Origin of the sequence: Myxococcus stipitatus DSM 14675 (genome assembly GCF_000331735.1) — a bacterium.
In the GTDB taxonomy this organism is placed as follows: domain Bacteria; phylum Myxococcota; class Myxococcia; order Myxococcales; family Myxococcaceae; genus Myxococcus; species Myxococcus stipitatus.
Genome location: NC_020126.1, coordinates 4,261,744 through 4,275,825 on the forward strand (window position 1 = coordinate 4,261,744; position 14,082 = coordinate 4,275,825).

A 14,082-nucleotide genomic window follows, 5' to 3' on the forward strand; every position below is an offset into this window, starting at 1 on the left:
TCATGCGCATCGTCTGCCAGAAATGCGCGGCTGCCTACGCCATCGATGATCGGCTGATCACGGCGAAGGGTGTCCGCGCGCAATGTCCCCGCTGCCGGAACCTGCAACTCGTCCGGCGCGATTCCTCGGCCGTTCCCTCTGGGGACGTGCCGGCCGCAGCGCCTCGTCCCGCGTCGTCCGCGCCTCCCGTGGCGGATGACCTCTTCGCGGAGTTGGGAGGGCCCGCCGCCGCGGCGCCCACGGAGGTCTCCTCCGCCCACGGGCGAGCCGCGAAACCCGCCGCGGACCTGTTCGCGGACTTCGGTGCTCCAGCGCCCGAAGCGAGCGCGGCGCCGGGCGTGGACCCCTTCGCGTCGCTGGGGGATTCCCCGGGCTCGGGCTCGGGGGATCCGCTGCTCGACTTCCTGGGCCCGGCACCGACGGCACCTCCCGCTCCCGTCGCCCGGATGTCTCCGGGACCTGGCGCGGTGCCTGTCTCCGTGATGCCTCCCGCCGCGGCCGCGCCCGCGCCGTCCCGCGCGGCGGCTCCGGCCCCCGCTGCTGCTGCCGCGCCGAAGTCGGCGACGATGGGGTGTCGCACGTGCGGCAAGTCGCTGCTGGACCCCTTCGACCAGGCGCTCGGCATCTGTGATGGATGCCGGCAGCGGGAGTCGGCGGGTGGGGCGGCCAAGGCGGCTCCGGCTCCGGCGCCCGCCGCGTCGGCCGACTTCCTGCCTCCGCTCAGCGCTCCCGAGGAGGGCGGAGGAGAGTCGCTGGAGCTCGCGTCGCGCACCTCGCCCGCGCCTGGGCTCGCCTCCGAGCCGCGCAGCAATCCGCGCGCGGCGCCATCGCGGGTCGCGAGTGGTGTGCGGTCGGGCTCCGCCGAGAAGCAAGGGGCGCGTGGCTCGTCCGGAGGACGCTGGGCGTTGGTGGGTGGCCTGGTGTTGCTGGTCGCCGGAAGCGGGGTGGCGGGCTTCTTCTACCTGAAGCACCAGGAGGATCAGCGTCTCCGCGCCGCCGCGCCGCCTCCTGTCGCCGCGATTCCCGAGGCCGTTCAGCAGGTGCTGCCTCGCTGGAAGCTGAAGTACCTGATGTTGGAGGGCACGTCGCAGGAGCGGCTCGCGGAAGGACAGGCGCAGCTCGCTCGGGACGAACGCTTCGCGTATGCGGAAGCGGAGGAGTCCTTCCAGCAGGCCCTGTTGCTGGACCCTCGCAGCGACGAGGCCATCAGCGGCTACACCCAGGCGCTGGCGTTGGGGCGAGGCCCGGGGCTGGATGACGCGTCGTTCGCGGAGGCGAGCAGCCTGGTCGAGGCGGCGGAGGTCCGCGCCGGCCGGACGCCCGGGATGCTCCTGGCTCACGCGAACCTGCTGCTGACGCGCTTCCGTCAGGAGGAGCTGCTCAAGCGCGCGAAGGAGCTGGCGGAGGAGTCGCTGGCGAATGCCCAGGCCACGGCGGCGCAGAAGGCGGAGGCGCACCTGGTGCTCGGCCGCGTGTACCTGTCGTCGTCCGGCGCGCTGGCGCACCAGCACTTCGACTCCGCGCAGAAGCTGGCGCCGGAGCTCAAGCGCATCCAGTACTACCGGGCGCTCGCGCACGAGTCGGCGGGTGAGTATCGGCTCGCGCTGGAGACCTTGCGCAAGCGGCTCGCGGCCGACCCGCGTGACTGGGACAGCCTCGCGACCACGTCGCGCATCTACCAGGAGGTCGGTGAGCCGGACGAGGCGCGCAAGCTGTACGAGGAGCGCGTGAAGGCCGACCCCGAGGAGCTCCGCGCGCTGCTGCCGCTGGCGGTGCTGCGCTACCAGTCGGAGGGCAGTCCGGCCGTGGGCGTGCGCGAGCTGCGTGCGCTGCTCAAGAGCCGTGAGCGCTACAGCGCGCGCGATGTCGCGGAGGTGCTGGTGCACCTGGCCGCCGCGGAGCGCGCGCTGGGCAACAGCGACGCGGCGCTGAAGGCGGCGGAGGAGGCGCTCGGGTCGTCAGCGGACCTGCCCGAGGCCCACCTGCAGGTCTTCCTCGTCGCGCTGGAGCAGCGGGACGCGGCGAAGGCTCGCAAGCACTTGAGTGGCATCCAGGGCTGGCTGGGCGACCGCGCCTTGGAGGCGGTGCTCGAGGGCCGTGTGCTGCTGCTGGAGAAGAAGCCCGCGCAGGCGCTGGAGCGCTTCACGGAGGCGAGCACCCGCGACGACCGGCGTCTGGACGCACAGCTGCTCGCGGGTGTGGCGGCGGCGGGTGCGAAGCGTCGCGAGGATGCGTTCCGGGTGCTGAACCAGGCGCTGCGCGCGGACCCGTTGAGGCTGGAGCCTCGGGCGCTGGTGACGCGCTTCTGGATGCGGCCCTCGGACACGGTTCGCGGCGTGGAGGACATCATCCTCGCGCTGGCCGAGAACGCGGACGACCCGGGGCCTCACCTGTACGAAGGGCTGCTGCGCTTCCACCAGGGCGACCTGGACGGGGCGGACCGTCACTTCCGCGAGGTGCTGGAGTCGGACAGCAACAACGCGGGCGCCATGGCGTACCGGGCGCTCATCGCGCTCCAGCGAGGAAACGCGTCGGAGGCCCGTGCGCTGGCGGCGCGCGCCGTGTCGGCGGGGCGGCAGTTGCCCGTGGCGCACCTGGCGCAGGGATTGGTGCTGGCGGAGGGGAAGCAGGTGGAGCCGGCCAAGCGCTCCTTGCGCGAGGCGCTGGGCCTGTCCCCCACGTTGTTGTCGGCCAAGGCGCGGCTCGCGCAGCTGGAAGTGCCGCAGCGGCGCGCCGATGCGCGGGCCCAGTTGGTGAGCGTGGTGGGGCTGGACCCCGCCTATCTCCCCGCCAAGCGGATGCTCTACCTGTTGGAACGGTGAGGTGGATGTGAAGGTCCTGTTGCTGGGTTCCGGAGGCCGTGAGCACGCGCTGGCTTGGAAGCTCTCCCAGAGCCCTCGGCTCACGCGGTTGTGGTGTGCCCCGGGCAACCCGGGGACGGCGAAGCTGGCGACGAACGTGCCCGTGAAGGCGGACGCGCCGGACGAAGTCGTCGCGCTCGCTCGGCGGGAGTCGGTGGACCTGGTGGTGGTGGGGCCGGAGGCGCCGCTGGTGGCGGGTGTCGCCGACGCGCTGGCCCAGGCCGGCATCCCTTGCTTCGGGCCGGTGGCCGGAGCCGCGCTCATCGAGGGCTCCAAGGCGTTCGCCAAGGAGATCATGGCCGAGGCGGGGGTTCCCACGGCCGCCTTCCGCACCTTCACGGACGCGGCCGAGGCGGAGGCCTACGCCGTCGAGCAGGGCCGCATCGTCGTGAAGGCGGATGGGCTGGCGGCGGGCAAGGGGGTCATCGTCGCGCACGACGTGGACGCCGCGCGTGAGGCGGTGCGCGCGGTGGCGGCGATGGGCGCGTCGGGACAGCGCATGGTGCTGGAGGAGCTGCTGGAGGGCGAAGAGGTCTCCGCCATGGCGCTCTGCGACGGCGAGCGCTACGTCATGTTGCCCCTCTCGCAGGACCACAAGCGCGTGGGGGATGGCGACACGGGGCCGAACACGGGAGGCATGGGCGCATACAGCCCCGCGCCCTTCCTGGATGACGAGCAGCTGGCCCAGGTGGGCGAGAGCGTCATCGCGCCGACCCTGGCGGTGCTGCGTCGCCGGGGGCTGCCCTTCAAGGGCGTGCTGTACGCGGGGCTGATGCTCACGCGAAGCGGGCCCAAGGTGCTGGAGTTCAATGCGCGCTTCGGGGACCCGGAGACGCAGGTGCTGATGATGCAGCTGGGCGAGGACCTGCTGCCCCTGGTGGACGCGTGCGCGCGCGGCCAGCTGGTGGAGCGGCGGCTCGCGGTGGCGCCCGGTTCGTCGGTGGGCGTGGTGGTGGCCGCGGGGGGATATCCGGACGCGCCTCGCAAGGGGCAGCGCATCGACGGGCTGGATGCGGTGCCGTCGGATGCCACGGTGTTCATCGCGGGCGCGGAGGAGCAGGGTGGGGCGCTGGTCACCAGCGGCGGGCGGGTGCTGACCGTCTGTGCTCGGGGCGAGGACCTGGCCCAGGCGCGAGCGCGCGCGTACGCGGCGATGGCGGCCGTGCGCTTCGAGGGCATGCACTTCCGCCATGACATTGGCGCGAAGGGGCTGAAGGCGACTCCGTGACCCGCATCTCCCGCTATCTCCTCATGGAGCTGTTGGTGCCGCTCGGAGTCTGGGTGGCCTTCATGTTCCTGCTGCTGTTCGTGATGCAGTTCCTCCGCGGAACGGACGTGCTGCTGGGTTCGTCGGTGACGCTGACGGACCTGGGGAGATTGGTGGCGTACCTCACGCCGCACTTCTTGATGATGGCGCTGCCCATCGCGTTCCTGCTGGCCATCCTCCTGGGGTTGGGGCGGCTGGGGGAGGACCGGGAGCTGACGGCGCTGCAGGCGTTGGGCATCGGGCCGACTCGGCTGCTGGCCGCGCCCATGGGCGTCGCGGCGGCGCTCAGCCTGCTGATGCTGCTCATCACCTCCACCGCGCAGCCGTGGGGCCTCACGGGCGTGAAGGAGCTGGTGAGCGAGGTCATCCGGAAGAACGTCGTGGGCGACGTGAAGTCCGGCACCTTCTACGAGGACCTCAGCGACCTGACGCTGTACGCGGAGCAGGTCTCCGATGGCCGATGGACCAACGTGCTGCTGCACGATGACCGCGAGGCGAGCTCTCCGCTGTTGGTGCTGGCGCACCACGGCCAGGTGGGGACGTCCAGCGGAGGCGAGGTGCTGCGCTTCTCGTTGGAGGACGGCGAGGTGCACCGCTCCGGCCGCGCCACCGAGAACTACAGCGTCATCCACTTCGACCAGGCGGAGATCAGCGTCGGCGTGGGCGCGTCGATGGGCAAGCGCGGCCGCTTCACCTCCGCGAAGGAGGAGCTGACCCCCGCGGAGCTGCTCGAGGCGGCGAGCGAGGCGGAGGCCAAGGGCGGTGACGCGCGCGGCTTCCGGATGGCGCTGCACAGCCGGCTGGGAGGGGCCCTGGCGCCCATTGCCTTCGCGCTCCTGGGCACGCCCCTTGCTATTGGCCGGCGTCAGGCGGGCAGGGCTTGGGGCTATCTCCTGACGCTGGGAGGCTACGTCTTGTACTACCTGCTGAGCCGGGCCTTCGAGCAGTTGGGACAGCAAGGCAAGCTGCCGGCGCCCCTGGCGGGACAGCTGGCGAATCTCCTCTTCATGGCGGTGGGTGCGGTGGCCCTGTACCGGGTGAGTCGTTCGGGGACGGTTCGGTGAGACTCACGCTCTTCGGCTATGTGCTGCGCACGTACGTGCGCTTCGCGTTGGGAATCCTCGGTGGGTTGGTGCTCGTCTTCGTGGTGGTGGACTTCGTCGACCGGGCGAAGACGTACACGGGGCCGGGCTGGGTGACGGACGCGGCCAAGCTCTACGGCTACAAGGCGCTGATGGCGGTGCAGCAGTTGGGGCCGGCGGCGCTGCTGCTGGCCGCGGGCACGACGGTGTCCGCGCTGCGCAAGCAAGGCGAGGTCACGGCCATCCGCGCGCTGACCTTCGGGCCCACGGCGCTGTATGCGCCCGTGCTGGCCTTCGGGCTCCTCGCGTGTACGGGCTTCGTGGTGTTCGACGAGGTCGTCGCGACGCATGCCGGGCGCCGCGTGGATGAAATCACCACGCAGCGCTTCAATCGCTGGGGCGACTGGCGCTTCTACTACACGCCGAAGCAGTGGTTCCGGCGAGGCGACCACATCTTCTTCCTCCGCGCGGGGAGCGCGCAGGAGGGCTTCGCGGACGTGTCCATCTTCACCTTGTCGCGCGAGTTCAAGCTGCAGCGGCGGCTGGACGCGGCGCGGATGGAGTGGCTCGACGGGACGCGCTGGCGGCTGACCGGCGTGGTGGAGCGCTCCTTCACGGGGGAGAAGCACACCTCGGTGAAGAGCCTGGAGAGTGCCGAGTACGAGCTGGGCATCGCGGCCTCGGCCTTCCGCATCCGTCCAGGACGCCCGGAGCAGATGCGGGTGCGGGAGCTGCGAGAGCAGATTGTCGCGCGCCGCGACGTGGGGCTCGCGACGAAGCAGTTCGAGCTCGCGCTGCACAACCGCTTCGCCTATCCGCTGGCGGCGCTTCCCGCGGCGCTCCTGGGCGTGGGGTTGGCGCTGCGCACGAACCGGCGCGGGCACCTCACCGCCGCCATCGTCGAGGGGTTGTTGGTGGCCGTGGCCATGTGGGGCTTGATGATGGTGTGCCGCACGCTGGTGCTCACCGAGAGATTGTCTCCACCTGTGGCGGCCTGGACGCCGCCCGTCCTGCTCGTGCTGGCGGCCGCGGCGCTGTGGATGCGTCGAGAGGGTTTTCTTCACGTGCCTCGCCGTTGGCTGGCGGTGAGGTAGCGTGAGTTCATCCATGGATCTTCCCTCCCAGGCCCGGTTCGAGCCTCTCCTTCGCCGTGCCGTGGCGGTGGTGCTGCTGGCATGGGCCGTGGGCCTGGTGCTGGCGGAAGTCGTGCTGCAGGTGGCCGCGTCCGCGGCGGTGTTCCTGGCGCTGGTGATGGTGGCGCTGCGGCGGTTGCGGCTGGCCTCGGACGTGCGCGCCTACGTGTTGGCGAGCATGGCCCTGTGCGCGTGGCAGGTGGTGTCGCCCGCGCTGGCGCTGTTCACCGGCGCGGCGAGCGCCTGGCCGCGCAGCTCGCGCTATGGGCAGGTGTTGGACTCGGTGGCGGGCGCGGCGGTGGCCTCCATTGGTTCGGTGGGCGTGCCGTGGCTGGCGCTGGCGGGGACGGTGGTGGCGGGGTGGCTGTTCGTCGCGGCGCTGGGCATGTTCCAGAACCGCGTGCGCTGGCCCTGGGAACCCCCGGCGTTCCTCAAGCTGAACCCCGGCCGGCTGCATGAGAACTTCGGCACGGAGGCGTCTCCTCGCTACGCGGCGGGAGGCATCTTCTTCCACCGGCTGCGCTTCGCGCACGGCGCCATCGCCGCGCTGGGGCCCGCGCTCGCGGTGCTCGGCGGCTCCGAGGTGCTGCGGCGGCGCCTGCTCGCGGGCGCCGTCGTGTTGGGCATGCTCGTGTCCATCTACAACGCGTTCGCTCGCGCGGCGCTGGGCGCGGCGCTGCTGGTCAGCGTGGTGGCGCTGCTGCTCCTGGTGAGCGGCCGGGCGCGAAAGGTGGGCCTGGCGCTCATCGCGGTGGCGGTCGTCCTGGTGATGGCCTCACCGGCCTGGCGCGCGCGTCTGGAGAAGGCGGCGGGCAACATCTACGGCGGCGAGCGCGAGCTCGCGATGAAGGTGGGCTGGAACCTGGTGCGGGAGCATCCCTGGGTGGGCGTGGGCTTCGGCAACCACAAGGCGGCGGTCCTCGCTCGCCAGAGTGGCTCCGGCATCACGGACCTGCTGGCCACCGACTCCCACAACCTGTGGCTGACGGTGTGGGCGGAGACGGGCCTGGTGGGGCTGCTCCTGATGGTGACGGTGCACGTGCTCCTGGGCTGGGCCCTCATCCGCCGCTATCGCGCGGGCTCACTCGCGGCGACGGGTGCGCTGCTCTCCTTCGTGGGCTTCCACATCCTCGCGCTCGTGCACTACCTGCCGTTCCACTCCAGCGTGCACCTCTCGTTCGCCCTCGTCTGGGGCCTGGGGCTGTGCGAGGGCAGTGACGTGCTGCGCGGGCGGGCGCGCTCCTAGTTCGGGGGCGCGAGGAGACGGCCTCGTCAGCGAGGCGCCAGGGCGCGGGCCTCGAGCACGCGCCGGTACACCGCCACCGTCCTCCGTGCGCACTCGTCCCAGGTGAAGCGCGCGGCGCGCTCATGTCCCAGCTCGATGAGCTGAGCGCGCAGGGCGTCGTCTCGCAGGACTCGCAGGGTCGCCTCGCGCCAGGCCTCGGGGTCATCCGGCGACAGCCTCAGCGCCGCGCCCCCCACCACCTCCGGAAGTGAGCCGGCGTCCGAGGTGAGCACGGGGCATCCCGCCGCCATCGCCTCCAGCGCGGGAAGCCCGAAGCCCTCGTACTTCGAGGGCAGGAGCAGCGCCGCCGCGGCCCCGTAGAACAGGGGCATCTCGGCCTCCGACAGCTCCTCCAAGTCGAGCACGTTCTCGTGCAGGCCCAGCTCGTGCGCCACGGCGCCCTTTCCCGCAAGCAGGACGATGGGCACGGGCAGGTCCGCCGCGAAGTGCCGCAGCAGCGCCAGGTTCTTGAAGCGCTTGGCGTTGCCCACCGCCGCCACGTAGCGCGCGGGCAGCTCGTGGCGCTCCCTGAATGCACGGACCTCCTGGACCGAGGGCGGCTGGAAGTGCGAGTCCACGCCGTTGGGAATCACCTGCAGGCGGTACGGCGACAGCTTGAGGTGGCGCGCGAGCTCCTCTCGGGAGAACTCGGACACCGTCACCAGCGCGGAGGCCCGCTTCGCTCGCGGCCCCACGACGACGCGGTAGTACAGCGCCTGCGCGGGTGAGTACTCCTGGGCCAGCGCCACGTGGTTGGCGTCGTGCAACGTGGCCACCAGCGGCCCGCTCCAGAAGAGGGGCAGGGCGAACGACGTGGCGTGGAAGACGTCGGGCTTGAGCCGCGTCAGGTCCGCGGCGAGCGCGGGCTGCTCGATGGGGGAGAGGAACCCCGCGAGCGCGCGATGCACGGGCAGCGTCGGCGCGAGGGCCCCCAGGTCCTTGGGCAGTCCCTCCGGGGGGACGAGGGCGGAGAAGCGCAGGTCCGGAGCCATCGCGGGAACGCGCCGCGCGAGCTCCAGGGCATAGCGAGCGATTCCGTGCAGCCGGCCGCGCACCATGCGCAGGTCGAGGAGGACATGAGCCACGCTCCCCGCGTACCACACGCTCGGGCCTCATGGGGGACGGGCGGACGGTTGCTTCGCGTCGCTGTCGGCACAAGGCACGCTGGATGCTAGAAGGCCGCCCTCGTGAAGGTCGCCCTCGTCCATGATTGGCTGGTCACCCACCGCGGGGGAGAGCGGGTGCTCGACGCGCTCTGCGAAGTCCTTCCCGACGCGGACATCTACACCCTCATCCACCGGCCCGGCAGCCAGTCCCCCGCCATCGAGTCCCGGCGCATCTTCACGTCCTTCCTCCAGCACATCCCGGGCATCCACGAGCGCTACCGGCACTTCCTGCCCCTGATGCCTCGCGCCATCGAGTCGCTGCGCCTGCGGGGGGACTACGACGTCGTCCTGTCCTCCAGCCACTGCGTGGCCAAGGGCCTGCGAGCCCCGGCGGGGCTGCCGCACCTGAGCTACGTGCACGCGCCCATGCGGTACATGTGGGACTTGTTCGACGACTACTTCGGACCGGGCCGAGCGGGCCTGCCCGTGCGTGCCGCGGCCCACGCGGTGCGCCCCTGGCTGCGGCGGTGGGACCGGGCTTCGGCGGCGCGCGTGGACCGCTTCGTCGTCAACAGCCACCACGTGGCGGGCAAGCTGCGGCGCTTCTGGAATCGCGAGGCCACCGTGGTGCATCCCCCCGTGGACCTGGAGCGCTTCACCCGGCTCCCGCTCGAGGGCAGCGGCCAGGGGGGCTACTTCCTGTGGCTGGGGGCCTTCGCGCCCTACAAGCGGCTGGACATCGCGCTGGAGGCCTTCCGCGAGCTCGGCGCGCCCCTGTGGGTGGTGGGCACGGGCCAGGAGGCCGCGCGCCTCACGTCCGGCGCTCCGCCCGCCAACATCCGCTTCCTGGGCAATGTCCCCGACGACGCCCTGCCGGCGCTCTACCGCGATGCCCGCGCCCTCATCTTCACGCCCGAAGAGGACTTCGGCATCACCCCGTTGGAGGCCCAGGCCTGCGGGCGCCCCGTCATCGCCTTCGGCCAGGGCGGCGCGCTCGAGACGGTGAATGCCCGCACAGGACTGTTCTTCGGCGAACAGTCACCGTCCGCGCTCGCGGAGGCCGTGCGCCGCTTCGAGACCTGGGAGGGTGGGTTCCGTCCCGAGGATGCCCGCGCCCAGGCCGGCCGCTTCAGCCGAGGGGCCTTCCAGCAAGCCATGCTCTCCGAGGTGGAGTCGCTCCTCAGGGTGGCGAGGAAATCCACACCCGACGCCAGGGCGGTGTGACGCGGCTGTCGCTCTGCTCTCCGTCTTTCGTCGCCGAGTGGAGTCGACGATGTGGTGGGGTCCCACAGGGGTTGTGGTAACCCATTGGTTTCACGGGGATTCCCGTGTTAGGAGGCCGGCGAGTCAGAGGGAGTCGGGCAGGCAACGTGCTCGTTGGACCAGGGTGCGAGTCTTGCAGAGGGGTGGCGCCCCGTTGACCCGGATACAGGAGTCCAGACGTGTTCAGTCGTCTCCAGCGCTTCTACACGTCCATCAAGGTTGTCGCGGACATGGTCATGCTCGCGGTGGCGTTCGCCTTGGCGTACGTCACCCGCTTCTCGGGCATCGTCCCTGTCACGGAGGGCATTCCTCCGTGGGAGGACTCGCTCGTCTCGCTGCTGATGGTGCTGGTCATCTTCCCAGCGACCTTCAAGCAGTCGAGGCTCTATGCGACCAACCGCTCCCGGACGAACACGGGTGAGGTGTTCGAGGTCTTCAAGTCCACCATCACCGCGACGCTCATCCTGGTGGCGGCGACGTACTTCGCCCGGGAGCGTTACTCGCGCCTGACGCTGGTCATCTTCGTCGTCTACGCCTTCGTGCTGGTGACGTGCAGCCGGCTGGCGTTCCGCTACGTGCTGAGCGAGGTGCGCCGGCGGGGCCACAACCTCAAGTCCATCCTCATCATCGGCGCGGGGGAGCTGGGCCAGCGCGTGGTGGAGACGGTGGAGGGCCACCGGGAGCTGGGCTTCCGGGTGACGGGCCTCCTGACACTGCGGCCGGAGAAGGTGGGCCAATATGTCAACGGCGTGCGGGTGATTGGCCACGTGGACGACGTGGAGCGGGTGCTGGACGCCCAGCCCGTGGACCAGGTCATCATCGCGCTGCCGCTGCAGGAGCAGGCACACGTGAAGCGCCTGATGGAGCCGCTGGCGCTGCGCACGGTGGACGTTCGCGTCGTGCCGGACCTGTACCAGTACATCACCCTGTACGGCGGGCTGGAGGAGTTCGGCGGCCTGCCCATCATCCGCCTCCAGGGCGACCCGATGGAGGGCTGGAGCCAGGTGGCCAAGCGGGCCTTCGACATCCTGTTCTCCCTGCTGGCCATCGTCGTCACGGCGCCGCTGATGGCGGCCACCGCGCTGGCGGTGCGTGTGTCGAGCAAGGGGCCCTTGCTCTACCGGCAGGAGCGCATGGGGATGGATGGCCGCACATTCCACATCCTCAAGTTCCGCACGATGCGCGTGGACGCGGAGAACACCGGCGCGATGATGGCGCGCAAGGACGACCCGCGCCGCACCGTCATCGGCACCTTCCTGCGCAAGTACTCGCTGGATGAGCTGCCGCAGTTCTTCAACGTGCTGACGGGGGACATGAGCCTCGTGGGTCCTCGTCCCGAGCGCCCCGTCTTCATCGAGGAGTTCAAGCGGCAGATTCCGCGCTACCACCTGCGGCACAAGGTGAAGGCGGGCATCACCGGCTGGGCGCAGATCAACGGGCTGCGCGGCCAGACGTGCATCGAGAAGCGCATCGAGTACGACCTGTACTACATCGAGAACTGGTCGCTGCTGATGGACCTGAAGATTCTCGTGCGCACGGCGCTCGGCGGCTTCCTCTCGAAGAACGCTTACTGAGTCGCCGGCTTTTCGAGCGAGGGGGCCTCGGAAATCCGAGGCCCCACCCGAGCACCGGCGCCGGATTTCCGAGAGCCCGACGCCGGGTGCAAGGTGGGGTGCTACTGGAGGTTCCAGACCGCGGTGCCGCTGCACGCCGTGCTGCTGTAGCAGCCCACCCGAATCTGGAGTGTGCCGGCGGCGGTGGCGGTGTAGCTCACGCTGGAGCCTCGGCCGCTGCACGCATCGTCATTGGTCGCCGCCTGGGTGGCGCCGCTGAAGATGCGCAGGAAGGTGTCGCCGGTGAAGGTCGCGCCCGCCAGGCCGCAGGTGGCCACGGTGAGGACCTGTCCGGCGGTGACGGGGACGTCCCGGTTGATGGTGGCCTGCTGGGCGCTGTTGGTGTTGCTGGCGCTGAAGTCGAACGCGCCCGACGTGGTCGGCGGAGGGCCGCTGCCGGTGATTTCCCAGACGACGGTGCCGCCGCAGCTCCCCGTCGAGTAGCAGCCCGCGCGCACCTCGTACTCGCCAGCGGTGGGGGCCCTGAAGGTGATCTTGGAGCCTCGGCCGCCGCACTCGTCGTCGTTCGTGGCGACGGACGTCCCCGCGGGGTTGAAGAGGCGCATGAAGGTGTCACCGGAGGTCTTCGCGCCCGTCAGGCCGCAGGTGCCCACGGTGAGCGTCTCGTTCGCGGCGAGGACGATCTTCTTGTTGGTGGTGTTCTGCTGCGCGCTGTTGGTGTCGGAGGCCGTGAAGGGGAAGGAGTTGGCGGGAGGGGGCGGTTCCTCGGGAGGCGGCTCGCCGTTGCCGTTGGGGTCCGGGCATCCGGCCGCGGGCAGCGCGCACTGCGGCAGGCTGGTGCCCAGGTGGCTGATGACGGCCTGGATGGGGACGCCTCGGTTGGGGCAGTTGGCGCAGTGGTGCAGAGACACCACCAGGTGGTCGCCGTACCCGAGCACGGGGGAGCCGGACGAGCCGCCCTGGGTGTCCGCGAAGTAGCCCACGTCATTGGGGCCGCCGCTCTGGCAGGACGGCTCGTTCAGGCTGTAGATCTCCGCGAAGCCAGACGCGTCCGACGGGTCCGTCGAGGCGACGGCGATCTTCTTGCCGTAGCCCGCCGGGTGCTGCGGGACGTAGATGCGCTCGTTGACGGCCGCGCCGCTGTTGCGGAGCTGGAGGTAGCCGAACGCGTTGGTGGGGTTCACGGCCAGCCGCACCAGCGCGTAGTCGCGAGGCGCATCCGCCTGGACCAGCGTGGCGCCGGAGATGACGTGGCCCGGACAGCCGAACCAGCTGCCGCAGTTCGTGGCACAGGTGGCGCCTTCGGCCATGAACTCGAAGTCGGTGTTCTGGGCATCGCTGGCGGTCCCGATGCAGTGCTGGTTCGTCATGACGTGGCCCTGGTTGCCCACGAGCCAGCCGGTGCACGCGCTCGAGCCGCCGATGAGCAGGCGCGCCACGGGGCGGGCTCGGCCGTAGACGGTGGCCTCGGTGGTGGCGTAGCAGGGGGCCCAGTCGGAGTCGTCCGCTCCGCAGAGGGCCTTGTTGATGTCGGAGGTGAAGCCCTTCTCCGCGTTGGTGTAGCCCCGCGCGAAGCGGTCGATGCTGTAGCCGTGCTTGTCGAGGATGCCTCGGCGGCCCGGGGAGTCGCCGCTGTGGAGTTCCACGATGGCGGTGTCGCCGGGGATGTGCATGGCCCAGAAGCCGCCGCGGGCTCCGGGATGGGTGGCGTCATACCGCTTGGAGCGCCGTCCATCCGGCGAGCGCACCACCACGAAGTCTCCCGCTTCCAGCTCCAGCCGCTCGAAGTGCGCGGCGATGTAGGCGGCGCCCTCGTGGGTGATGACGTCGGTGTGGAGGGGGCCACTGTGCGTCCGCAGGGCCACCGAGGCGTAGGGATGGGCCGACTCGAACCGCCGGTACACGTCCTCGCCGACCTTCGTGGCGCGCTGGGACGCGGAGGACGCGGCCACCGTGCACACGGGGGCGGACGCCAGTGCGGCCGGCGCACCTAACATCAGCGCGGCGACGAAACCTGCGAGCTGGACTCGTTTCATCGGTTCTCCTGCAGGGGATGGGGCTGCGCAGCATGGGCTGCACCCATGGTTATAGTCCTCGTCACTACTGGAGTTGGTTTGCCTCTGGTAACTGAGTGGCAGAAGCAGGCGTTTTCTGTGGAGCGGGTGGCGTTTGGGGGGAGGTGGGTTGTGAAAAGTGGAAGGCAGGCCGCCTCAGGGGGAGGGCGGTGCAGGTGGGGCGTCTGATTTCACACGGAGCGCGGTTGTTGCGGCCGGGTTGTGTGCGGCGTGTGGGATGGGGCGGTGGAAATGCGGTGGGGAGGGAGGGGGAGTCGGCCCCGCGTCGAGGCGAAGCCGTCTAGACTTGGGGGGCATGGCCGAAAAGCTCGGAGCGATTCTGGTCCGCAAGGGCCTCCTGACGCAGGCGCAGCTCGACGAAGCCCTGAAGGCCCAGCTCATCTACGGCGGGCGGCTGGGCTCCATCCTCATCGAGCTGGACTTCCTGGACATCGAC

The 14,082-nt window shown here is 70.7% G+C and carries 9 protein-coding genes; 7 read left to right on the forward strand and 2 right to left on the reverse strand.

Annotated elements, in window-relative coordinates; all coding sequences use genetic code 11:
* Positions 1-2 precede the first annotated feature (2 nt).
* The 5 genes from MYSTI_RS16740 to MYSTI_RS16760 are packed head-to-tail and all read left to right on the forward strand — an operon-like array spanning position 3 to position 7,589.
* Positions 3-2,822, forward strand: a complete 2,820-nt coding sequence (locus MYSTI_RS16740) for a zinc-ribbon domain-containing protein (RefSeq protein WP_015348960.1) — start codon at positions 3-5, stop codon at positions 2,820-2,822.
* Between the two features lies 1 nt (position 2,823).
* Positions 2,824-4,089 (forward strand): phosphoribosylamine--glycine ligase, encoded by a 1,266-nt coding sequence (purD, locus tag MYSTI_RS16745; RefSeq protein ID WP_084668153.1) that lies wholly within the window; start codon positions 2,824-2,826, stop codon positions 4,087-4,089.
* The gene (locus tag MYSTI_RS16750) at positions 4,086-5,192 is read left to right on the forward strand and encodes an LptF/LptG family permease (protein WP_015348962.1); all 1,107 of its coding nucleotides are present in this window, start codon (positions 4,086-4,088) and stop codon (positions 5,190-5,192) included. Before purD ends, MYSTI_RS16750 begins: the two co-directional genes overlap by 4 nt.
* The gene (locus MYSTI_RS16755; RefSeq protein WP_015348963.1) at positions 5,189-6,304 is read left to right on the forward strand and encodes an LptF/LptG family permease; all 1,116 of its coding nucleotides are present in this window, start codon (positions 5,189-5,191) and stop codon (positions 6,302-6,304) included. The genes MYSTI_RS16750 and MYSTI_RS16755 overlap by 4 nt, the downstream gene beginning before the upstream one ends.
* A 13-nt stretch (positions 6,305-6,317) precedes the next feature.
* A complete protein-coding gene (locus MYSTI_RS16760; protein ID WP_015348964.1) occupies positions 6,318-7,589 on the forward strand; it encodes an O-antigen ligase family protein in 1,272 nt (423 codons plus the stop codon).
* A gap of 26 nt (positions 7,590-7,615) precedes the next feature.
* Here the strand turns inward: MYSTI_RS16760 and MYSTI_RS16765 are convergent, their stop codons facing one another.
* Positions 7,616-8,686, reverse strand: coding sequence for a glycosyltransferase family 4 protein (locus MYSTI_RS16765; protein WP_169558705.1), 1,071 nt, complete (start codon positions 8,684-8,686; stop codon positions 7,616-7,618).
* 129 nt (positions 8,687-8,815) lie between these two features.
* On the opposite strand from MYSTI_RS16765, the gene MYSTI_RS16770 reads away from it, so the two are divergent.
* Both MYSTI_RS16770 and MYSTI_RS16775 read left to right on the forward strand, forming a co-directional pair.
* The gene (locus MYSTI_RS16770; RefSeq protein ID WP_015348966.1) at positions 8,816-9,958 is read left to right on the forward strand and encodes a glycosyltransferase; all 1,143 of its coding nucleotides are present in this window, start codon (positions 8,816-8,818) and stop codon (positions 9,956-9,958) included.
* Positions 9,959-10,176: 218 nt separating this feature from the next.
* Positions 10,177-11,571, forward strand: coding sequence for an undecaprenyl-phosphate glucose phosphotransferase (locus MYSTI_RS16775; protein ID WP_015348967.1), 1,395 nt, complete (start codon positions 10,177-10,179; stop codon positions 11,569-11,571).
* A 101-nt stretch (positions 11,572-11,672) separates the two neighbouring features.
* Here the strand turns inward: MYSTI_RS16775 and MYSTI_RS16780 are convergent, their stop codons facing one another.
* Entirely contained in the window at positions 11,673-13,607 is a 1,935-nt protein-coding gene (locus MYSTI_RS16780) for a serine protease (protein ID WP_015348968.1), read from the reverse strand.
* Positions 13,608-14,082 lie beyond the last annotated feature (475 nt).